The organism is Methylomagnum ishizawai (assembly GCF_900155475.1).
GTDB lineage: Bacteria > Pseudomonadota > Gammaproteobacteria > Methylococcales > Methylococcaceae > Methylomagnum > Methylomagnum ishizawai_A.
The window spans coordinates 217,724-241,766 of sequence record NZ_FXAM01000002.1 but is presented as its reverse complement, the minus strand read 5'-3'; the positions used below and the strand labels follow the sequence as shown (position 1 = coordinate 241,766).

General features: G+C 68.5%; 6 protein-coding genes. All 6 read left to right on the top strand.

Annotated elements, in window-relative coordinates:
* The first annotated feature begins 26 nt into the window (after positions 1 to 26).
* On the top strand, positions 27 to 1,052 hold the full coding sequence (locus B9N93_RS25020; RefSeq protein ID WP_125469158.1) for a GNAT family N-acetyltransferase: 1,026 nt from the start codon (positions 27 to 29) through the stop codon (positions 1,050 to 1,052).
* Positions 1,053 to 1,227: 175 nt separating this feature from the next.
* The gene (locus B9N93_RS21640; protein WP_085216503.1) at positions 1,228 to 1,440 is read left to right on the top strand and encodes an MbtH family protein; all 213 of its coding nucleotides are present in this window, start codon (positions 1,228 to 1,230) and stop codon (positions 1,438 to 1,440) included.
* Positions 1,437 to 2,144 (top strand): thioesterase II family protein, encoded by a 708-nt coding sequence (locus tag B9N93_RS21635; protein ID WP_176225388.1) that lies wholly within the window; start codon positions 1,437 to 1,439, stop codon positions 2,142 to 2,144. Before B9N93_RS21640 ends, B9N93_RS21635 begins: the two co-directional genes overlap by 4 nt.
* A complete protein-coding gene (locus tag B9N93_RS21630; protein ID WP_085216501.1) occupies positions 2,141 to 3,133 on the top strand; it encodes a TauD/TfdA family dioxygenase in 993 nt (330 codons plus the stop codon). The genes B9N93_RS21635 and B9N93_RS21630 overlap by 4 nt, the downstream gene beginning before the upstream one ends.
* A gap of 80 nt (positions 3,134 to 3,213) precedes the next feature.
* Positions 3,214 to 16,107 carry a non-ribosomal peptide synthetase gene (locus B9N93_RS21625; protein WP_085216500.1) on the top strand — a complete coding sequence of 4,298 codons (12,894 nt, stop codon included), beginning with the start codon at positions 3,214 to 3,216 and terminating at the stop codon, positions 16,105 to 16,107.
* The gene (locus B9N93_RS21620) at positions 16,104 to 24,035 is read left to right on the top strand and encodes a non-ribosomal peptide synthetase (protein ID WP_085216499.1); all 7,932 of its coding nucleotides are present in this window, start codon (positions 16,104 to 16,106) and stop codon (positions 24,033 to 24,035) included. The genes B9N93_RS21625 and B9N93_RS21620 overlap by 4 nt, the downstream gene beginning before the upstream one ends.
* The last annotated feature ends 8 nt before the right edge of the window (positions 24,036 to 24,043 follow it).

The following is a 24,043-nucleotide window of genomic DNA, read 5'->3' as shown; positions in this document are numbered from 1 at the left end:
CCTGAACCCCGACCGGAGCCCAGCCGATGAACCCGATCTCCTTTTCCCATGTGTTTCCCGCCGGACCACGGATCGACTTGCGGGTGGAAGCGGGCGTTGTGCGGGTCCGGTTTGATGGCGAACCCGTTTTGAGCGGGCGTTTGCAAACCCCGGAGGGCGGTGTACCGGCCCTGGCCTGTTTGGATTGGCCCGAAACCCAGGCAGAACCTTTCTGGTTGGGCGCGGCCCTGGCCGGCTTGTTCGAGGCGGTGCCGGGCCTGGACCGGGTGGAATGGGCGGCGGACGGACCGCCCGCCCTGGCCGAAGCGCTCTGTCGCCACGGCTTCGCGCCCAGGCCGGCAACACCGGGCGCGGCCATCGCCTGTCCACGGGGCTGGGTGCGGCAACGCGCCGAGTTGTGGCTGGCCCAGCCCCGCGAGACGGTGTTCCCGCTGCGCTATGCCATGAGCGAGGGTAAGCGCCATCCTCTGCGGCCACCGATCCAGCCCGGCGAGGTCTACCGCCGCCCCATCCCGGCGTTGGGGAGCCTGCTGTCGCTGCGGACCCTCGACCCGGAACGCGACCTCGATATCTTCCACCGCTGGATGAACACCCCCCGCGTCTCCCATTTCTGGGAGTTGGAGGGCAGCCTGGAAGACCATCGGCGCTATCTGGACAAAGTCTTGGCCGATGCCCATCTGCATCCGGTGCTGGGCTGCTTCGATGGCGAACCCTTCGGCTATTTCGAGCTGTATTGGGCCAAGGAGGACCGCATCGCGCCTTATTACAACGTGGACGACTACGACCGCGGCCTCCACATGCTGGTGGGCGAGGAGCGGTTCCGGGGACCGCACCGGGTCGCGGCTTGGTTGCCTTCGCTGGCGCATTACCTGTTCCTGGACGATCCCCGCACCCGCACGGTGGTGGCCGAACCCCGCGCCGACAACGCCAAGATGATCGGCTACATGCAGAAGGCCGGTTTCCATAAGGCCAAGGAATTCGATTTCCCGCACAAACGCGCCGCCCTGATGGTGTTGCCGCGCGAGGTGTTCTTCGACCCGTTTTGCCCCTGACCGGGCCAGCCCGCGTTCCTTCTGTCGGCATGGACTGGGGCGTTCATCGTGGGGGTAGGTGGCTCTGGGTGAACGCCTTTTTTTTAATGCTGTTAATAGGAATGCTTCTCGTTACCGATGAGCGGACCGCGGCGGTACCGATTGCGATATCAATGCAACCAAAGAGGACAAGCACATGAGTTTCGATAGCGAAGACACGGTGTTCCGGGTGGTGGTGAACGAAGAGGAGCAGTACTCCATCTGGCCGGACTACAAGGAAATCCCGCCGGGCTGGCGCGAAGCCGGCAAGACCGGCCTGAAGCGGGAATGCCTGGAATATATCGAGCAGGTCTGGACCGATATGCGGCCCTTGAGTTTGCGCCAATCCATGGAAGCCCAAGGCCAATGAAGCTGTTCTGCTTTCCCTATGCCGGGGCCAGCGCGACAGTCTACGCCCGCTGGCGACGCTGTCTGCCGGACTGGCTGGAAGTGAAGCCGGTGGAACTGCCAGGGCGCGGAATGCGCTTCGACGAGCCGCCGCAATCCGATTTGAACGCCCTGGCCGGGCAATTGGCCAATGAACTGCGGCCCGCGACCGGCGGCCGCTACGCTTTGTTCGGCCATAGCCTCGGCGCTTTGCTGGCCCTTGAAGTGGCGCACCGGCTGGCGGCCGATCCGGGCGGGACGCCGTCGGGGCTGTTCGTGTCCGGTACCCACGCCCCCAGCCGCCGCGATACCACCCGCTATGCCAGGCTAAGAACCGACCGGGAGTTGATCGCCGAACTGCGCAGGCTCAACGGCACCCCGCCGGAAGTGCTGGACAACCCTGAATTCCTGGCGCTGACCCTACCGGTGTTGCGGGCCGATTTCGCGCTGTGCGCGGATTACCGCCATCGGTCCAGGCCACCCTTGGGCTGCGCCCTGCACGTCTTCGGCGGCACGCGGGACGAAACCACCCCGGACACTCTGGGCGCTTGGCGGGAAGAAACCCACGGCGATTTTTTCCTGGACATCCTAGACGGCGACCATTTCTTCATCCGCCAGCGCGAGGACGAGGTACTCGGCCTGATCCGGGGCTATGCGGAACGGCTGGCCGGGGGGGAACGCCCATGACCGATCCGATCCGATGGGCCGGGTCCGGCCTGGAAACCGGACCTTTGTTCGCGGAACGCGCGTTACCGCTGCTGGTGAAACCCGGTAACGGCGATCCCAGGCTCGCTGTCCACCTGTCCCGGTTATGGGCGCTGGCGGAAAGCCGGCTCCACCGCCATGGCGGTTTGTTGTTCCGCGGTTTCCAGGTCGATGGCGTCGAGGAATTCCGTGCCTTCGCCGAAGGCTTCGGCCATCCGCTGCTGGGCTACGACTTCGGCTCCACGCCGCGCACCCAGGTGGGCGAAGGGATTTACACCTCCACCGAATACCCGCCCCACCAAGCCATCCCCCTGCATAACGAGCAGGCTTATACCCGCGAATGGCCGATGAAAATCTGGTTCCACTGCGCAGTGGCGGCCCGACATGGCGGCGCAACTCCCATCGCCGACAGCCGCGCCATCTATCGCCGGATCGATCCCGGCTTGCGCCAGCGCTTCGCGGCCAAGGGCGTGATGTATGTCCGCAACTACGGCAACGGCCTGGATGTGCCCTGGACCCAGGTGTTCAACACCCAGGACCGCGCCCAGGTCGAGACCTATTGCCGGGCGCATGGCATCGCCTGCGAATGGAAGGACGATGGCGGACTCCGCACCCGCCAAGTGTGCCAAGGCGTGGCGCGGCATCCGGTCACGGGCGAGGCGGTGTGGTTCAACCAAGCCCATTTGTTCCATGTCTCCAACCTGGAACCCGAGGTCCGGGAAACCTTGCTGGAAGTCCTGGACGAGGCAGACCTGCCGCGCAATGCCTATTACGGCGACGGGACGCCCTTGGAGGCCGCGGCGCTGGCCGAAATCCGCGGCGTCTTGGACCTGGAAACCCTGAGCTTTCCCTGGCGGGAAGGCGATGTGCTGATGCTGGACAACATGCTGGCCGCCCATGCCCGCGCCCCCTTCGAGGGACCGCGCCGGGTGGTGGTGGCGATGGCCGAGCCCTGGAGGCTTGAGACCTGAGGCCGCAGGCCGGAGGAAAAAACCCTTTTTCCTCAAGCCCCGAGCCTCCCGCCCCGACCCTCCGTCAAGAGAGATATGCGATGAACCCTCCTTCCCACGCCAACCACTTCGTCGAACTGCTGCGCTGGCGGGCCGAGTCCCACCCCGAGCGGACCGCCCTCTATTGCCTGGATGGGGACGGAGCCGCCCTCCAACACCGCTACGCCGACCTGGACCTGCGGGCCAGGGCCGTGGCGGCACGGCTGCAAGCCATCGCTGCGCCGGGCGAGCGGGCCGTGATCCTATTGCCCAGCGGGGCGGGGTATGTCGAGGCGTTTTTGGGCTGCCTGTATGCCGGGGTGATCGCGGTTCCGGCCTACCCGCCCGAATCCCTGCGGCCCCAGCCGGTGCGGCGCCTCGCGGCCATCCTCGCCGACGCCCGGCCTCGCGTGGTCCTGACCGCCACGGCGCTGCTGGATACCCTGCGCCCGGCCCTGGCCGATGCCGCCGCCGGGGCCGCGCCGGAATTCATCGCGGTGGACGCCATCGCCGACGAACTGGCCGAGGCTTGGCGGGACTTCGCCCCGCGCCCGGAAACCATCGCCTTCCTGCAATACACCTCCGGCTCCACCGCCACGCCCAAGGGCGTGATGGTGGCCCACGCCAACCTGATGGCGAATGAACAAGCCATCCAGCGCCGTTTCGCCATCGGCGGCACGGATACTTTCGTCAGTTGGTTGCCGCTCTACCACGACATGGGCTTGGTGGGCGGGCTGCTGCAACCGCTCTACAGCGGCATCGCCGTGGCCTTGATGACGCCCCGGCAGTTCCTGGAACGCCCGGTGCGCTGGCTGGAAGCGGTCTCGCGCTTCGGCGGCACCGTGAGCGGCGGCCCCAATTTCGCCTTCCAACTCTGCGTCGAACGAGTGTCGGCAGCCCAAACCGCCGGACTGAACCTCGAAAGCTGGCGCTTGGCGTTCTGCGGGGCCGAGCCGGTGCGCCGCGCCACCCTGGACGCCTTCGCCGCCCAGTTCGGCGCTTGCGGCCTGAAGCCCCAGGCGCTGTATCCTTGTTACGGCCTGGCCGAATCCACCTTGCTGGTCACGGGGGGGCAAGCCGGTGGCGGGGTCGCGTCCCGTGGCTTCGATCCCGCCGCGCTGGCCGGGCACCGCGCCGCACCGCTGGCGGACGGCGTCGAATTGGTGGATTGCGGCTGGGTCCAGGACGGCCATGAACTTCGGCTATTCGATCCCGCCAGCGGCGAGCCCGTAGCGCAAGGGTCCATCGGCGAAATCTGGCTGTCCGGTCCCAGCGTGGCGCAGGGCTATTGGTGCAACCCCGAAGCGACAGCGGCCACCTTCCCGGTCCACGCGGGCAAATCCTGGCTGCGTACCGGGGATTTGGGCTGCCTCGACGCCGACGGGCATGTGTTCGTCACCGGCAGACTCAAGGACGTGATCCTGATCCGGGGCCAAAACCTCTATCCGCAAGATATCGAACAAGCGGTCGAGGAGCAGGTGGAATTGATCCGCAAGGGCCGGGTCGCCGCCTTCGCCGTGGACATCGAAGGGCGGGAAGCCATCGGCATCGCCGCCGAAGTCAGCCGTAATATCCAAAAATTAGTGCCGCCGGCAACCTTGTTCCAGGCCATCGGGACAGCGGTGGCGGAAACCTTCCAGGAACCGGCCTGCGTTATCCTGTTGCTCCAACCCGGCGCCCTGCCCAAGACCAGCAGCGGCAAACTGCAACGCGCCGCCTGCCGATCCGGTTGGCGCGATGGGAGCCTGGACAGCTACGCTGTGGGCGGCTTGAGACCAGGGTCTGAGGGCTGGAGAGAACTCAAGCCCGCAGCCCCAGGCCTCCCCCTTCAGGCCCAAGCCTCGGGGCTCCTGCCTAAAATCGCCGCGGCTTGGCGCGAAATCCTGGGGCTTGCCGAAATCGGGCCGACCCAAAGCTTCTTCGTGCTGGGCGGCAATTCCATCGACGCGGCGCGGCTGCTGGCCCGGTTGCGGGAAGAATGGGGGATCGACCTGGAACCGGGGCTGCTGTTCGAGGCGTCCACCCTGGGCGAATTCGCCGCGCGGGTCGAAGAGCGGTTCACCCAAGCCGGAGCGGGCCGGATCGCGCCGATTCCCCGGCTTTCCGACGACGACCGGCTACCGCTCTCCCCCGGCCAGGAAGCCCTATGGTTCTTGGCCCGCCAGGACGCCGACAGCACGGCCTACCACATCGGCGGCGGCCTGCGCCTGTCCGGCCCCCTGGACCCGGACGCTTTGCGCCGCGCCTTCGATCACTTGGCGCTCCGCCATGCCAGCCTGCGGACCTGTTTCAATGCTGGCGAGGAACGCCCTTGCCAGCGTATCGATCCAGCGGGGCGGGTGGCGTGGTCGCTGGCCCCGGATTCCGCCGCCGCCTGCGCCGCCATCGGCCGTCCCTTCGATTTGGAGCGCGGCCCCTTGTGTCGCGCCGTCCTGGTCCGGGTGGCGGAGAATATCCATGAACTGTGGTTGGGCTTGCATCATTTGATCGCCGATGGCCGTTCGGTGGAGCGGTTGTTGGCGGAACTGGCCGAGTGCTACGCCGCCGCCCGCGCAGGACGCGCGCCCCGCCTGCCGGAACTGCCGATCCGCCACGCCGATTTCGCCGCTTGGCAATGGTCCCGGCTGGATGCGGGCGCGTGGGACGGGCAACTCGCTTATTGGACCGGACGCTTGGACGGCGAACCGCCGATGCTGGAACTGCCCACCGACCGGCCCCGTCCCGCCATGCCCAGCCCGCGCGGCGGACGGGTGGTATTCCAGATCGAGCGCGATTTGGGCGGGCGGCTTACCCGTTTGGCGCAGGCAGCCGGCGCAACCCGGTTCATAGCCCTGCTGGCCGGGTTCCAAGCGCTGTTGTACCGCTACACCGGACAGCGCGACCTTTGGATAGGCGTGCCCCACGCCCAGCGCGACCGGGCCGAAACCCAAAACCTGGTCGGCTATTGGGTGAACCTACTGGTATTGCGGGTCGAGGTGGACGGCGGAATCGATTTCCATGGCCTGCTGGCCCGGACCAAGGCCGCCGCCCTGGGTGCCCAAAACCACGCCGACCTCCCGTTCGGGCGCTTGGTGGACGCCCTGCGGCCCGAGCGCGGCCCTCAGCGCAATCCCCTGTGCCCAGTCGCCTACAACCATCAGCGGCTGGATTTTTCGCCCTTGGAAAACGGGACCGGCTGGCGGGTCGAGCGGCTCGATTGGGACAGCGGCGCGGCCCAGTTCGACCTCGCCCTCGATACCGAAGAAGACGCGGCGGGGAATCTCGGCGGCGTGTTCACCTATGCCGCCGACCTGTTCGAGCGGGCCACGGTCGAGCGCCTGTGCGGCCATTTCCTGGGCTTGCTGCGGCAATGGGCCGAACAGCCCGCCCGGCCACTGAGCGCTGTGCCCTTATTGAGCGCGGCGGAACAAACCCAGTTCGCGGCCTGGAACGCCTGGGAAAAGCGCTGGGCACCCGTGCCGGTACACGAGTTATTCCGGCGACAAGCCGAAGCCCGGCCCACCGCCCTGGCCGTGGTGGATAGGGCACGGCGCTTGGGCTATGGCGAATTGGAAGCCCGCGCCAACCGGCTGGCGCACCGGCTGATCCGGCTGGGCGCGGGGCCGGAGCGCATCGTCGGGCTGTTGCTGCCGCGCTCGGCGGAGATGCTGGTCGCGATGCTGGGTACGCTCAAATCCGGCGCGGCCTTCCTACCGTTGGACCCGGACGCGCCTGCCGAACGGCGTTCCCAATTGATCCGGGAGGCCGGCGTCGGCGTCCTGGTGATCGGCGAAGGGCCAGAAGGCGAGGCCGGATTTGGGGACAAGCCCAGCCTACGGTTGGACGCGGAGGATTCGGACGCACCGGACACCGCGCCACGGATATCCATCCATCCCGAACAACTGGCCTATCTCATCCATACCTCCGGCTCCACCGGCCAGCCCAAGGGCGTGGCGGTTTCCCATGGCGCGTTCGCCCGGCATATCCAGGCGGCGGGAGCCTTGTACGGCTATGGCGGCGAGGATGTGGCCCTGCATTTCGCCGCCTTCGGTTTCGATGCGGCGATGGAGCAATGGGCCGCGCCGCTGACCCATGGCGCGGGGCTGGTCCTGGGCCAGCCCGGTTGGACCGGCGCGGATACCGCCGCCGCCATCGCGCGGCATGGCGTCACCGTGATCTATCCGCCGACCCCGCATCTGCTGCACTTGGCCGACAGCCTGGAAGCCCAAGGCCGACGCCTGTCCTTGCGCATCTGCACCGTGGGCGGCGAGGCCGTGCCCCAGGACAGCGTGGACAGAATCCGCCGGGTTCTACGTCCCGAGCGTCTCATCAACGGCTACGGACCCACCGAAACCGTCGTTACCCCGCTGGCCTGGGTGGCGGGTCCGGGCACGCCTTGCACGACGGCCTATGCGCCCATCGGCCAGATTTTCGGCGAGCGCACCGCCTATGTGCTGGACGCCGACCTCAACCCGGTTCCGGTGGGCGTGGCGGGCGAGTTATATATCGGCGGGCCGTGCTTGGCGCGGGGGTATCTACACCGGCCCGGTGCCAGCGCCGAACGCTTCATCCCCGACCCTTTCGGCGCGGCGGGCGGGCGTTTGTACCGGACCGGCGACCGGGTGCGCCGCCTGCCCGATGGCACGGTGGAATTCCTGGGCCGTGTCGATCAACAGATCAAGCTGCGGGGCTACCGCATCGAACCGGGCGAGATCGAAGCGGCGCTCGCGGCCTTGCCCGGTATCCGCGAAACCGTGGTGATGTTGCGGGAGGAGCGGGGCCAGCGCTATCTCGCGGCCTATGTGGCGGCGGACGCGGCGGTGGAACCCGACCGGCTCAAGACCGCACTGGCCGGGCGTTTGCCGGAATATCTGGTCCCGGCCCGCATCGTGCGGCTGGACGCGCTGCCACGCACCCGCCACGGCAAAGTGGACCGCGCCGCCCTGCCGCTACCGGAATACGCCGGGGAGACGGGCTACATCGCCCCGCGCACTGCAACCGAACGGCGGTTGGCCGCGATCTGGCAAGACCTGTTGGGGCTGGAACGGGTCGGCATCGCCGATAATTTCTTCGAGCTGGGCGGGGATTCCATCCTGTCGATGCAGGTGGCGGGGCGGGCGCGGCAAGCCGGTTTGCGGTTCGCGCCCAAGGATTTGCTGCGCTGCCAGACGATTGCAGCCTTGGCGCGGGTGGCCGATGCGACCGCCGCCGCGCCGCCGTCCGAATCCGCTCCCGCCACGGGCGAAGTGCCGCTCACCCCGATCCAGGCCGAATTCTTCGCCCTCGCCATTCCGAACCGCCACCACTGGAACCAAGCCGTGCTGCTGGAAATCCGGCGGCCCCTGAATCTTGAGCATCTGCGGGAGGCTATCGACAGCCTTCCCGCCCGGCACGACAGCTTGCGGCTGCGCTATGCGGGCCTGGAGGAAGCGGACGGACCATACCGGCCCGTTCAGTTTTACGCCGAGCCGGAAGCCACGGAACTGCTTTGGGTCCGCGCCGCCGCCGATGCCCAGGATATCGAACGCATCGCCCAGGAAGCCCAGACCCGCCTGGATTTGGAACGCGGGCCGTTGCTGCGGGCGGTGTATTTCCGGCTGGCCGATGGCGCGGAACGGCTGCTACTGGTCGCCCATCATCTGGTGGTGGACGCGGTGTCCTGGCGCATCCTGCTGGAAAGCCTGCAAACCGAATACGCCCGGCTGGAAACCGGGCATCCGCCGCTATCCTTCCCGAATCCCGCGCCCACCTTCCAAGCCTGGGCCCAGCGCTTGGCCGCTTATGCCCATAGCGCCGAACTCCGCGCCGAAATCGGCTATTGGGAAAATGAACTGCGCGATATTCCACCCTCGTTCGTGCCCGATCACCCCACGGGTCCAGGCTTGGCCCGCCACCGCGCCAGCTTGGGACTACGGCTGGACCCCGCCACGACCGACGCCTTGTTGCACGGGGCCAATCACGCCTACCGCACCCATGCCCACGAATTGCTGATCGCGGCCCTGGCGCGGGCGTTGTGCCACCAGGCCGGGCCGACCGAAACCTTGCTGGAATTGGAAGGCCATGGCCGCGTGGACCTGTTCCCGGAACTCGACCCCGGCCAGACCGTGGGTTGGTTCACCAGCGTCTACCCGGTGCGGCTGGACGGCGGCGCCGACCTGGGCGGGTCGATCCGATCCGTCAAGGAGCATTTGCGCCAGGTGCCGCATCAGGGCGTCGGCTATGGCCTGCTGAGACAGCTAGCCCCGGACGACCTCCGCGCCCGGATCGCGGCCTTGCCCCGGCCCGCCGTCACCTTCAATTATCTGGGCCGGTTCGACACCAGTTTCGATCCGCACACAGCGCTGTTCCGGCCCGCGCCGGAGGGCATCGGACTGGAACGCGACCCCGATGCCCCGCTAGCCAACGAATTGGAAATCAACGCCCAGGTCTACGCCGGAAGCCTGCGCCTGGAATGGCGCTACAGCCGGGAACGCTACCGGGAAGCCACGATCCGCGCCTTGATGGACGGATTCCGGGACGCGCTGCGGGCCGTGCTGGAGCATTGCGCCAGCGGCGTCCACGGCGTCACGCCCGCGGATTTCCCGCTGTCCGGTTTGACCCAGGATCAACTCGACGCCCTGCCGCAGCCCGGCAGGATCGAGGATATCTATCCGCTGTCGCCGATCCAGCAAGGCATCCTGTTTCACACCCTGCAACTGGGCCGGGACGATCCTTATTTCTATCAGCGGGCGTTCCTGTTGGAAGGCGAGTTGGAGCCCGACGCCTTCGCCGCCGCGTGGCGGGCCGTGGTCGCCCGCCATCCGGCCTTGCGCTCGGCCTACCGCTGGGACGACAGCCCGGTGTCGATAGTCAGCAAGCAGCGGGAACTGGCCCTGGCGGCGCAGGATTGGCGCGGCCTGCCGGAACCGGAGCAATGGCACCGGCTGGCCGGATTGATCGAAGCGGAACGGGCGCGGGGGTTCGATTTCGCCGGGGAACGCGGTTTCGGCCTGCACTTGTTGCGGGTGGCGGACCAGCGCCATTGGTTGCTGTGGAGCCATCACCATATCGCCATGGACGGTTGGAGCTTGGGGCTGGTATTGCGCGATTTTATGCGGGCCTACCGCCATGGGCCGGTGTTCGAGCGACCGGCCCCGGATTGCGCCGATTACGTCCTGTGGCTGCGGAACCGGCCCGCCGCCCTGGATGATTGGCGCGGACAACTGGCGGATTGGGACCAAGCCACGCCCCTGCCCTTGCCCGCCGCGCCGGGTTCGGAGGCCACGGGTTACGAAGAACACGCTTCCCGGCTGGATGCCGAGGCCACCGCCCGTTTGCGTACCGCCGCCCATGGCTTGGGCGTCACGCCCGGCACTTTGTTGCAAGCCGCCCACGCCTTGCTGTTGGGCCGCCATGCCGACAGCGGCGAGGTGGTGTTCGGCCTCACCGTGTCCGGGCGTTCCGCCGAGGTGTCGGCGATGGAAGAGCGGGTGGGCTTGTTCATCAACACCTTGCCGCTGCGGGTGCGGTTCGATCCGGCCCGGAGCGTCGGCGACTGGCTGCGCGACCTGCAAGCCCAGGTCGCGGAACTGCACCGCCATGAAGCCACGCCCTTGGCCGATATTCAAAAGGCCAGCGCCATCGGCGAAGGCGCGGCCCTGTTCGAGAGCATCCTGGTATTCGAGAACTATCCCCTGGACGCGGCTTTACAGCGCCAGGACGGCTCCTTGCGGATCGACCTGCTGGACCGCCATGCGCCGGCAGGCTGTTTGGACCATGGCCGGGGCCGCAACAACTATCCCCTGAGCTTGATCGCCCATTGGGGCGAAACCTTGGACCTGACCTATTCCGGCCAGCGCCAGCGGTTCCAGCCGGGGGCGATGGCGGTGCTGGCCGGACGCTTGCGATGCCTGCTGGAACAATTGACCGCGGTGCCGGAACGCCGCCTGGGCAATATCCGCCTCGCCCCACCCGGCGAGACAGCCCTGCTGCGGAGCGAAGCTTGGACCCCAACCCCTCCCGATGTACTGGCGGCGTGGCGGTACCATGCCGCGCTCGATCCCGCCGCGCTGGCGGTGCGCGATGGACGCCGCGGCTTATCCCGCGCCGAATTGGACGCCGCTTCCAACCGGCTGGCCCGCGCCTTGTTGGCGCGGGGCGTGCGGCCCGAAACCTGTGTCGGCGTCTACCTGGAACGCTCGGTGGAACTGGCCGTGGCCCTGCTGGGTATCCTCAAAGCGGGCGGGGTTTACCTGCCCCTGGATACCGGCTTGCCGGAAGCGCGGCTCCAAACCCTGTTGGCCGCTGCCGGAGCTACTATCGTGCTGGGCCGGGCGCAACCCGCATGGCTGAATGAATTTGGCCTTGAATGCCTGGACCCGGAAGCGCCCGGATTGGCCGAACTCAGCCCCGCGCCACTGGCCACCCCAATCCAGCCCGGACAGGCGGCCTATCTCATCTACACCTCCGGCTCCACCGGCACGCCCAAGGGCGTGTTGGTCAGCCACGCTGCTTTGAACCATTACGTGCAAGGCGTCCTGCACCGGCTCCAACCTTGGCCGGAAGGCCCGCTGGCGATGGTGTCCACCCCCGCCGCCGATTTGGGCCATACCGTGCTGTTCGGTGCCTTGTGTGCCGGGCGGACCTTATATTGCGTGCCGCCGGATTGCGTTGCCGATCCCGACCGTTTCGCTGAGGCCATGGCCGGGGAACGGGTGGCGGCGCTCAAGATCGTGCCCGGCCTGCTGCGCGGCCTGTTGCAAGCGGCCCGGCCCGCCGACGCCCTGCCGGAACGGCTGTTGATCCTGGGCGGCGAAGCCTGCCCCGCTGAACTGGTCGAGACCGTGCGGCGGCTGAAGCCGGGTTGCCGTATCGTCAACCATTACGGTCCCACCGAAACCACGGTCGGGGCACTGACCTATGAACCGGGGTCCGGGGCGCTCGTCGCTGCCACCCTGCCGATAGGCCACCCCCTGCCGGGCGTCCAGGTCCATATCCTGGACCGCGATTTGAACCCGCTGCCGGAAGGCGTGCCGGGCGAGCTTTACATCGGCGGTCCCGGCGTGGCGCGGGGTTATCTCGGATCGCCCGCCGCGACTGCCGAGCGCTTCGTGCCGCATGCCGCGGGAGAACGCCTGTACCGCACCGGCGACCGCGCCCGGCTCAGGAATGGCGCGGTCGAATTCCTGGGCCGCGCCGATGCCCAAGTGAAGATACGCGGCTACCGGGTGGAGCCGGAGGAAGCCGCCCGCGCCTTGCGGGCGCTGGACGGCGTGCGCGATGCTGTGGTGGTCGCCGACCTGCCGGAGTCCGATCCCGGACGGGCGCGGCTGCTGGGCTATGTGGTGGCGGCAGCGGGCGGCGGCATCGAGGGTCCGCATCTGTTGGCGGCCTTGGCGCGGAGCCTGCCCGATTATTTGGTGCCGTCCTTGCTCATCCCTCTGGCGGAAATTCCCCGCACCGCCAACGGCAAACTCGACCGCAAGCGGCTTCCCAGCCCGGAAGCCCCGCACCACGCCCACCGCCCGCCCCGCACCGAGACCGAACGCCGCCTCGCCGCCCTCTGGCAAACGGTGCTGAAGGTGGAACGGGTCGGCGTCACCGACAACTTCTTCGACCTGGGCGGGGATTCCATCCTCAGCCTGCAAGTCATCGCCCGCGCCCGCAAGCAGGGCTTGAAACTGACACCCCGGCAGGTGTTCGACCATCCGGTGCTGGCCGATTTGGCCGCGAGCTTGGAAGACTTGGGGCCGGAGACCGGAGCCGTGAGACCGGAGGCATCCAAGACGGAAGCGGATTCCCTCCCAAGCCTACCGCCTCAAGAGTCCAGCCTTTCCTACAGCCAGGAGCGCCTGTGGTTCCTGGCCCAGTTGGAACCGGATAGCACGGCCTACCACATCGCGGGGGGCTTGCGCTTATCCGGGCCGTTAGACGGAACAGCTTTGCGCCGGAGTTTCGAGGCGCTGGCCGGGCGCCACGAGATGCTGAGGACCACGTTCCACGCCGAGGACGGTCGGCCCTTCCTGCGGGTCCATCCGGCTTGGCCCGTGGCTTGGCGGGATTTCGACCTGTGCGCTGGAACCGACTCCCGACCCCAGGTCGCGGGCTTTCTGGCCCCGGCTTTCGATCTCGAATCAGCCCCGCCCTGGCGTGTGGCCCTGGTCAGGACCGGCGCGGATAGCCATGAGTTATGGTTAGTCCTGCATCACCTCATCGCCGACGGCTGGTCGCTGAATAAACTCCTGGAAGAACTGGCCGCGAGCTATGCCGCCGCCCTCGCGGATGGCATGGCCCACTTGCCGCCGCCCGCGCTGCGCTATACCGAGTACGCCCAAGAGCAACGCACCTGGCTGGCGGGTAGCGAGGGCGAACGGCAATTGGCCTATTGGACCGGGCGACTGGGGGATGAACATCCGGTTTTGGAACTGCCCGGCAGCCATCCCCGTTCCGCCACCACCGGACGGCGCGGAGCCAAGCATGGGTTCCAGTTGCCGCCGGAACTGGCCGGGAATCTGAAAAGCCTGGCCCGGCGCGAGGGCGCGACCCCGTTCATGGCGCTGCTGGCGGCGTTCCAGGCTGTGCTTTACCGCCACACGGGGCAGCGGACGTTCCGGGTGGGCGCACCCGTCGCCCAGCGCGACCGGCTGGAAACCGAAACCGTGGTCGGCTGCTTCGTCAATACCCTGGTGTTATGCGCCGAAGTGGATGGGCGGGACGGCTTCCCGGATTTGCTGGCCAAGGTCAAGGCCACCGTCCTCGAAGCGCAAGAGCATTCCGGCCTACCCTTCGAGCGGCTGGTCGAGGCGCTCAAGCCGGAACGCGGCCTGCATCAAGCGCCGCTGTTCCAGGTAATGTACAACCACCAGAAGCGGGATTTTTCCGCCCTGGACCGGCTGCCAGGACTCCGCGCCGAACGCATCGAACTTGAGGCGTTCGCCGCCCAGTTCGGCTTGAGCCTCGCCACCGAGGAGGACGCCGCCGGCACGATATCCGGCGTGTTCGCCTATGCCGCCGAAGTGTTCGAACCGGGCACCATCGCCCGGCTAGCCGACCATTTCCTGCGCTTGTTGGCGGAATGGACCACCCATCCAGAACGGCCCTTGGGCGGGCTCTGCTTACTGGGCGCGGCCGAGCGGGCGCAACTGGCGGGCTGGAACGCGACGGCCCGGCACTACCCGGACCCCGCGCCCATCCACCAGCGCATCCGCCGCCAAGCCGAGGCCCGGCCCGAGGCCCCGGCCCTGCTGTGGGGTTCGGAGGTGGTGGCTTATGGCGAACTGGAGCGCCGCGCCAACCGGCTGGCCCACCGGCTGATCCGGCTGGGCGCGGGGCCGGACACCCTGGTCGGCGTGGCGCTGGAGCGCCGCCCTGAACTGGTGGTGGCCCTGCTCGCCGTCCTCAAGGCGGGCGCGGCCTATGTGCCGCTGGACCTGGATTATCCGGCGGAACGGCTGGCCTACATGCTGGCCGATTCCGGCGTGGGGATCGTGCTGGCCGGGGGCGGGGCGTCCGTGGCTTCCTTCGTCGGCAGCGGCCAGGGGGACGCGCCCGCCCCACGGGTGCTGGACCTGGACGCGCCGGACCTGTCCGCCGAGCCGGACACCGCCCCGGACGCGCCGGTCCATCCCGAGCAATTGGCCTACGTCATCTACACCTCCGGCTCCACCGGACGGCCCAAGGGCGCGGGCAACACCCACGCCGCCCTCCGCAACCGGCTGGACTGGATGCAGGCAGCCTACCACCTGGGGCCGGACGACACCGTGCTGCACAAGACCCCCTGCGGCTTCGACGTGTCGGTCTGGGAGTTCTTCTGGCCGCTGCTGGCCGGGGCCAGGCTCGCCATCGCCCCGCCCGGCGCCCACCGCGACCCCGCCCGGCTGGCCGGGCTGATCCGCGAACACCGCGTCACCACCCTGCATTTCGTGCCGTCCATGCTGGCCGAATTCGCCGCCCACGCCGACGACCGCCCCTATCCCTCCCTCAAACGCATCGTGTGCAGCGGCGAAGCCCTCCCGGCGGAACTCCGGGACCGCGCTTTCCAGCGCTTCCCCGGCGTGGACCTCCACAACCTCTACGGCCCCACCGAGGCCGCCATCGACGTGACCCATTGGACCTGCCGCCCCGCCGACGGCCCGTCCGTGCCCATCGGCCACCCCATCGCCAACCTCGCCCTCCATATCCTCGACCCCGACCTCAACCCGGTGCCGCCGGGCGTGGCCGGGGAACTCTACATCGGCGGGGCCGGCCTGGCGCGCGGCTACCACGGCAGGCCCGGCCTCACGGCGGAGCGCTTCGTCCCCGACCCCGCCGGGCCGGGCACCCGCCTCTACCGCACCGGCGACCGCGCCCGCCACCGCGCCGACGGGGCCATCGAATACCTCGGCCGCCTGGACCACCAGGTCAAGCTGCGCGGCGTCCGCATCGAACCGGGCGAGATCGAAGCCCGCCTGCTGGCGCAACCCGGCGTGTCCGAGGCCGTGGTCCTGCTGGCCGACGCTCCCGGCGGACCGCGCCTCGTCGCCTACGCGGCGGCGGCCGGGACCGACGCCGACACGCTGGCCGCAGCGCTGCGCCGCCAACTGCCCGAGGCCATGCTGCCCTCCCGCATCCTGGTGCTGGACCGCCTCCCCAAAACCCCCAACGGCAAGCTGGACCGCAAGGCCCTCCCCGGCCCGGAATGGGCCGGGCGCGAATACCTGCCCCCCGCCACCGATACCGAACGCAGGCTGGCGGCAATCTGGCAAGAACTGCTCGGCGTCGGGCGGGTCGGCCGCTCCGACCGCTTCTTCGACCTCGGCGGCCATTCGCTGTTGGCTGTGCGGATGCTGTCCCGTGTCCGCGCCGAGTGGGGTGTCGCCCTGCCCTTGGCCAGCGTATTTGAAACCCCGGACCTCGCGGGGTTCGGCCAGTGCTTGGATTCGGCCCGCCCGTCGGTCCTGGGCACGGACAGCCTCGCGGCCATGAACGATCTGTTGGAAGAATTGGAGACCCTGCCATGAATCACGCCCAACGCGCCGAAGCCCCGCACCGCCGGGCCGCGGTGGCGGAATACCCGTCCGTCACCGATCCCGAGCAAGCCGCGGCCTTGGTCCGGCGGTTCGTGGCCTTGCCGCCCGAACGCCGCCGCGTGTTCCTGGAACGCTTGGCGGAACGGGGCATCGATTTTTCCCTGTTGCCCATCCCCATGGGTTTGGCCGGGGACGATCCGGCACCGCTTTCGCCGGTCCAGCAAGGACTGTGGTTCCTGGCCCAATTGGACCCCGACAGCGCCGCCTATCACATCGCCGGGGGCTTGCGGCTGCGGGGTCCGTTGGATGCCGCCGCCGTGGGCCGGGCTTTCGATGCGCTGGCACTGCGCCATACCGCGCTGCGGACCCGTTTCCAGGCCGTGGACGGCCAGCCGTTCCAGCACATCGATCCGCCCGGCCCGGTGGATATCCGCTATCTGGATTTTTCCACAACGGAGCTTTCCCCAACCGACCACGCCCGCCAGCCGTTCGATCTGGAACGCGGCCCGTTGTGGCGGGTGGCCCTGGTCCGCCACGCCGATGAAGACCACGAACTCTGGCTGACCTTGCACCATCTCATCGCCGACGGTGGTTCCTTGAACCGGCTGTTGGAGGAATTCGCCGAACTCTATGCCGCCGACCGCGAACACCGCGCCGCCCGGCTGCCGGAACCACCGATCCGCTATGCCGATTACGCCGCTTGGCAAAGCGCTTGGCTGGACGCGGGCGAACTGGACCGGCAATTAACCTATTGGACAGCGCGGTTGAACGATGGACAGCCGACCCTCGAACTGCCGTTGGACCGGCCCCGCCCGGCGATTCCCAGCGACCGGGGCGGACGGGTGGCGTTCCGCTTGGAACAGGATTTGGGCGCGGGTTTGGCGGAACTGGCCCGGCGCGAAGGCGCAACCTTGTTCATGGCCCTGTTGGCGGGGTTCCAGGCTTTGCTCTACCGCTACACCGGGCAGGCCGGGCTGCGGGTGGGCGTGGCCGTCGCCACCCGTGGCAGGCCGGAAACCGAAACCGTGATGGGCTATTGCGTCAATACCCTGGTGTTCCGCGCCGAGGTCGATGGACGCAGCGGATTCCGTACCCTGTTGGCGCGGGTCAAGGCCGCCACCCTGGACGCCCAGCGCCATGCCGATGTGCCGTTCGAGCGCTTGGTGGAAGCCCTGCAACCCGAGCGCAGCCTGGGGCGCAATCCCCTATTCCAGGTGTTGTACAACCATCAGCGGCGCGATTTCGCCGCCTTGGGGCGGCGCACCGGCTGGCGGGTCGAGCCGGTCGAACTCGATCACGGCGCGGCGCAATTCGATCTCAGCCTGGATACCGAGGAGGACGCGGCGGGGAATATCGGCGGGGTGTTCACCTATGCCGCCGATCTGTTCGAGGCTTCGACCATCGAGCGGATGCGCGGACATTTCCTCCACCTGCTGCGGGCCTGGGTGGCGCGGCCCGACCAGCCCTTGGCGGAACTGCCGCTGCTGACTGCGACCGAGTCGGCGCAACTTTGGGCCTGGAACGCTTGGGAACGCAAGCACGCGCCGACCCCGGTGCATGAATTGATCCACCGCCAAGCCGAAGCGCGGCCCGCCGCCCCGGCCTTGGTCGATGGCGACCTGTGCCTGAGCTACGGCGAACTCGACGCCCGCGCCGACCGCCTAGCCCAAGCCCTGATCCGCCTGGGCGCGGGACCGGAAATCGCGGTAGCCCTGGCCGTGCGGCGGTCGGCGGAGATGGTCGTCGCCCTGCTGGGCATCCTCAAATCCGGCGCGGGCTATCTGCCGCTGGACCCGGAAGCCCCGCCGGAACGCTCGCGGACCTTGCTGGAAGACGCGGGCGTGCGCTTGCTGGTGGCCGATGCCGCTGTAAGGCCGGGATTGAGGCTGCCGCCGGGTGTGGTGGTATTGGAGCTTGAGACGGGTAGGGTGGGTGCCATCCCCGCCGGGACATCCGAGAACGATGGGCCTGGGTACACGCCCACCCTACGGATTCACCCGGAACAACTGGCCTATCTCATCTACACCTCCGGCTCCACCGGCCAGCCCAAGGCGGTGGCGGTGGCGCACGGTCCTTTGTCGTTGCATTGCCAAGCCATCGCCGAACGCTACGGCATGACCCCGGACGACCGCGCCCTGCATTTCGCCACCCTGGGCTTCGACGCGGCGGTGGAGCAATGGATTGTGCCGCTGATCGCGGGCGCTTGCCTGGTGGTGCGCGGCCCGGAACTCTGGAGCGCGGAACAGGCGTACACCACCCTGGCGGAACAAGGCGTGACTTGGTTCGAGATGCCGCCCGCCTATCTGGCCGAAGTGGCGCGTTGGGCGGTGGAACGCGGTAAAACCCTGCCGCTGCGGGCCTGTTCGGTGGGGGGCGAGGCGGTGCCCAGGGAAACCCTGGACCTGATCCGCCGGGCGGTGGGCACCGCGCCCATCGTCAATGGCTACGGCCCGACCGAAACCGTCATCACCCCCTTGGTGTGGACCGCCGGACCCGAAACCCCCTGCCCGACCGCCTATGCCCCCATCGGCACCCCAGTGGGTGAGCGTAGCGCCTATGTGCTGGACGCCGACCTCAACCTCTTGCCGGTGGGCGTGGCGGGCGAACTCTATATCGGCGGCACCGGGCTGGCGCGGGGTTATTGGCGACGGCCCGGACTCACGGCGGAGCGCTTCCTGCCGGATCCGTTCGGGGCAGCGGGCGCACGTCTTTATCGCACCGGCGACCGCGCCCGCCTGCTGGCCGATGGTTCGGTGGAATATCTGGGCCGCACCGACCACCAAGTCAAGCTGCGGGGCTACCGCATCGAACTCGGCGAAATCGAGGCGGGCTTGCTGGCCCATCCGGCGGTGACGGAAGCCGTGGTTTGGGTCCATGGCGAAGGCTCGGCCAAACGCCTGCTGGCCTATGTCGTGGCCGGGACCGGAGCGGATGAACTCAAGGGTCATCTACGCGGCTGCCTGCCCGAATACATGGTCCCGGCGCAAATCCTGCGGTTGGACCGTTTGCCGCGCTTGCCCAGCGGCAAGCTGGACCGGAAAGCCCTGCCCAGCCCGGAATGGACCGGCCAAGGCGCCGCATTCCGCAGCCCCGCCACCGCAGCCGAGCAAGCCCTGGCCACGATCTGGCGCGAGGTGCTGGGCTTGGAACGGGTGGGGTTGGACGACAATTTCTTCGAGTTGGGCGGCGATTCCATCGTATCGCTGCGGGTGGTCAGCCGGGCGCGGCAAGCGGGTTGGGCCATCGCGCCCAAGGATGTATTCCTGCACCAGACCGTGGCGGCGCTCGCGGCCCATGCGGATAAGCTGGACCCGCGCCCAATGGGCGGATCGAACGCCAACGCGGCCCAAGGCGTGGTGCCCTTGACACCGATCCAGGCGGCGTTCTTCGAGGAGGCGATTCCGAACCGCCAGCACTGGAACCTGTCGCTGCTGCTGGAAACCCGGCGGGCCTTGGACCTGTCCGCACTGGAAGCCGCCTTGCGCCACCTGGTCGGGCATCACGACGCGCTGCGGCTGCGCTACCGGGCGGAAGGCGGCGCATGGGTTCAGCGCTATGCCGAGGCATCCCGGTCGGAATTGCTATGGCTGCGGGAAGCCGCCGATGCCCAAGAGATCGAACACATCGCCCAGGCGGCCCAGCGCAGCCTGGACCTCGAAACCGGCCCCGTGCTGCGGGCGGTCCATATCGCCGTGGCCGATGGCAGTTACCGGCTTTTGCTGGTGGCGCATCATCTGGTGGTGGACGGCGTCTCCTGGCGCATCCTGTTGGCGGACCTGCAAGCCGCCTACGAGCGGCCCACCGAACCCTTGCCCGCCCGCACCTGCGCCTTCAAAACCTGGGCCGAACGCCTGCGCGACGAGGCCGCGAGTCCCGCCCTGCGGGCCGAACTGCCCTATTGGGAAGCCCAACGGGCCGGACCGACGCCGTATCTGCCCCAGGATTATCCCGGTCCGCGAGGCTGTTTCGCCGAGGCCGAAACCCACCGTTTGCGCCTGGGCCGCGAGGACACCCAGAGGTTGATGCAAGCCGCCCCGCTAGCCTATCGCGCCCGCATCGACGACCTATTGTTGACCGCCCTGGCGCGGACCCTATGCCAGTGGAGCGGCCAGCCCGAGTTGTTGGTGGAATTGGAAAGCCATGGCCGGGAGGATCGTTCCGGGGATGTGGACCTGAGCCATAGCGTGGGTTGGTATACCGCCGCCTATCCGGTGCGGCTGCGGCCCGCCGCCGACCTTTCCCGCGCCATCCCCGCCATCAAGGAACAACTCCGCCAAGTCCCCGGCGGCGGGCAGGGCTATGGCATCCTGAGATATCTGACCGCGCCCGATATCCGGGATCAACTCCACGCCGGGCCACGGCCCCTGGTGTCATTCAATTATTTCGGCCAATTGCGCGAGGACGAAAGCTGGTTCTTCCCGGCGCGGGAAAGCGCGGGCGACGACCACGACCCCGCCGCGCCCTTACCGTCCCTCCTGGAAATCAACGGCCAGATTTACGGCGGCGAGTTGGAACTGCGTTGGCGCTATAACCGCACCCTCTACCGGGCCACGACCCTCGCCGTGTTGGTGGAAAAATACCGGCGCGAATTGCTGGACCTGATCGAACATTGCCTGGGCGGCGTCCGGGGCGCGACACCTTCCGATTTCCCGCTGGCCCGGCTGGACCAGGACCGGCTCGACGCCCTACCCATTGCGCCGGGCCGGTTGGAAGACCTTTATCCGCTCTCGCCGATGCAGCAGGGTTTGCTGTTCCATTCGCTGTACGCGCTGGAGCAACAGACCTACGTCAACCAACTGGCGGTGGATATCGAAGGGCTGGGCCCGGAGCGTTTCGCCGCGGCGTGGCGGGAAGCCATGCGCCGCCATCCCATCCTGCGTAGCGGTTTCCTGTGGCGCGGGGCGGAAACGCCGTTGCAAGCGGTGCATGTCCAAGTGGAACTGCCGCTCCAAATCCTCGATTGGCGCGGCGAAGCCACGCCCGAACGCCTCGCCGGACTCCGCGCCGCCGAACATGCTCGGGGCTTCGATTTGGCGAATCCGCCCTTGCTGCGCTTGGTGCTGGTCCGCGTGGACGAAGACCGCCATCACCTGATTTGGACCAGTCATCATTTGCTTTTGGATGGTTGGAGTACTTCGCTGCTGCTGGGCGAGGTGATCGGATGCTATGCCGACCCCACCGCCCGCCGTTCCGCCGCGCCGCCATTCCGCGACTACATCGCTTGGCTGGAACAAAAGGACAGCGCGGCGGGCGAACCGTTCTGGCGCGACCGGCTGGCCTGCTTGGAGGAACCGACCCAGCTGGCCGAGGCTTTGCCCGCGCCGGTCGCGCCCGCCGCCGGAGTGGAACACCTGCGCCTGGGGCTGGATTCCGCCACCACCGCCACGGTGCGCCGTGGTGGCGAAAGCCAGCGCGTCACTTTGAATACCCTGGTCCAGGCCGCTTGGGCGTTGCTGCTATGGCGCTATACCGGACAGGCCACGGTGGCTTTCGGCGTCACCGTGGCGGGCCGTCCCGCCGAACTGCCGGGCGCGGAGCGGATGCTGGGCTTGTTCATCAATACCCTGCCCTTGGTGCAAACCCCGCGTTCCGGGCAGGCGGCGGGGGCTTGGCTGCGGGCGCTGCAAGCCGACAACCTGGCCCTGCGCGAACATGAATACTTGCCGCTGCACGCAATCCAGCGTTGGCACGGTTTGGGGGCGCGGCCCGGTTCCGGGCAAGCCTTGTTCGATACCTTGCTGGTATTCGAGAACTACCCCGTGGACCAAGCCTTGCGCGAGGTCGGCGGGCGCTTGCGCTTCGGCGTCCCCCTCCATATCGATACCACCCATTACCCCTTGACCCTCAACATCACGCTCGGTGACAACCTGGGATTGGCCTTCGGATACGATCCGGCGCGTTTCGACGCCGCCAGGGTCGGTCGCATTTCCCGGCATTTCGAGCGGCTGCTGGTCGAACTGGCCACCCATCCTGAGCGGCCCTTGGGCGGGCTCTGCTTACTGGGCGCGGCCGAGCGGGCGCAACTGGCGGGCTGGAACGCGACGGCCCGGCACTACCCGGACCCCGCGCCCATCCACCAGCGCATCCGCCGCCAAGCCGAGGCCCGGCCCGAGGCCCCGGCCCTGCTGTGGGGTTCGGAGGTGGTGGCTTATGGCGAACTGGAGCGCCGCGCCAACCGGCTGGCCCACCGGCTGATCCGGCTGGGCGCGGGGCCGGACACCCTGGTCGGCGTGGCGCTGGAGCGCCGCCCTGAACTGGTGGTGGCCCTGCTCGCCGTCCTCAAGGCGGGCGCGGCCTATGTGCCGCTGGACCTGGATTATCCGGCGGAACGGCTGGCCTACATGCTGGCCGATTCCGGCGTGGGGATCGTGCTGGCCGGGGGCGGGGCGTCCGTGGCTTCCTTCGTCGGCAGCGGCCAGGGGGACGCGCCCGCCCCACGGGTGCTGGACCTGGACGCGCCGGACCTGTCCGCCGAGCCGGACACCGCCCCGGACGCGCCGGTCCATCCCGAGCAATTGGCCTACGTCATCTACACCTCCGGCTCCACCGGACGGCCCAAGGGCGCGGGCAACACCCACGCCGCCCTCCGCAACCGGCTGGACTGGATGCAGGCAGCCTACCACCTGGGGCCGGACGACACCGTGCTGCACAAGACCCCCTGCGGCTTCGACGTGTCGGTCTGGGAGTTCTTCTGGCCGCTGCTGGCCGGGGCCAGGCTCGCCATCGCCCCGCCCGGCGCCCACCGCGACCCCGCCCGGCTGGCCGGGCTGATCCGCGAACACCGCGTCACCACCCTGCATTTCGTGCCGTCCATGCTGGCCGAATTCGCCGCCCACGCCGACGACCGCCCCTATCCCTCCCTCAAACGCATCGTGTGCAGCGGCGAAGCCCTCCCGGCGGAACTCCGGGACCGCGCTTTCCAGCGCTTCCCCGGCGTGGACCTCCACAACCTCTACGGCCCCACCGAGGCCGCCATCGACGTGACCCATTGGACCTGCCGCCCCGCCGACGGCCCGTCCGTGCCCATCGGCCACCCCATCGCCAACCTCGCCCTCCATATCCTCGACCCCGACCTCAACCCGGTGCCGCCGGGCGTGGCCGGGGAACTCTACATCGGCGGGGTCGGCCTGGCGCGCGGCTACCACGGCAGGCCCGGCCTCACGGCGGAGCGCTTCGTCCCCGACCCCGCCGGGCCGGGCACCCGCCTCTACCGCACCGGCGACCGCGCCCGCCACCGCGCCGACGGGGCCATCGAATACCTCGGCCGCCTGGACCACCAGGTCAAGCTGCGCGGCGTCCGCATCGAACCGGGCGAGATCGAAGCCCGCCTGCTGGCGCAACCCGGCGTGTCCGAGGCCGTGGTCCTGCTGGCCGACGCTCCCGGCGGACCGCGCCTCGTCGCCTACGCGGCGGCGGCCGGGACCGACGCCGACACGCTGGCCGCAGCGCTGCGCCGCCAACTGCCCGAGGCCATGCTGCCCTCCCGCATCCTGGTGCTGGACCGCCTCCCCAAAACCCCCAACGGCAAGCTGGACCGCAAGGCCCTCCCCGGCCCGGAATGGGCCGGGCGCGAATACCTGCCCCCCGCCACCGATACCGAACGCAGGCTGGCGGCAATCTGGCAAGAACTGCTCGGCGTCGGGCGGGTCGGCCGCTCCGACCGCTTCTTCGACCTCGGCGGCCATTCGCTGTTGGCGATGCGGCTGGCGGGCCAGATCAAGCAGACGCTGGACGTGGAATTGTCGGTGCGCCAAATCTTCGAGCATTCGGAATTGACTGACCTCGCGCGGGAAATCGACCACCTGGGTTCCGGCCCGGTATCGACCGACCCGGATCACGCCTTGGCCGACGCCCTGGCCGAATTGAGCCAACTCACCCCGGAAGCGCTGGCGTCCTTGCTGACCGCAGAACATCCCTGAGCTATAGC

What these genes read in the sequence shown, in the direction of transcription:
- B9N93_RS25020 (WP_125469158.1), top strand. Translation starts at nt 27, where the DNA reads ATGAACCCGATCTCCTTTTCCCATGTGTTTCCCGCCGGACCACGGATC.
- B9N93_RS21640 (WP_085216503.1), top strand. Translation starts at nt 1,228, where the DNA reads ATGAGTTTCGATAGCGAAGACACGGTGTTCCGGGTGGTGGTGAACGAA.
- B9N93_RS21635 (WP_176225388.1), top strand. Translation starts at nt 1,437, where the DNA reads ATGAAGCTGTTCTGCTTTCCCTATGCCGGGGCCAGCGCGACAGTCTAC.
- B9N93_RS21630 (WP_085216501.1), top strand. Translation starts at nt 2,141, where the DNA reads ATGACCGATCCGATCCGATGGGCCGGGTCCGGCCTGGAAACCGGACCT.
- B9N93_RS21625 (WP_085216500.1), top strand. Translation starts at nt 3,214, where the DNA reads ATGAACCCTCCTTCCCACGCCAACCACTTCGTCGAACTGCTGCGCTGG.
- B9N93_RS21620 (WP_085216499.1), top strand. Translation starts at nt 16,104, where the DNA reads ATGAATCACGCCCAACGCGCCGAAGCCCCGCACCGCCGGGCCGCGGTG.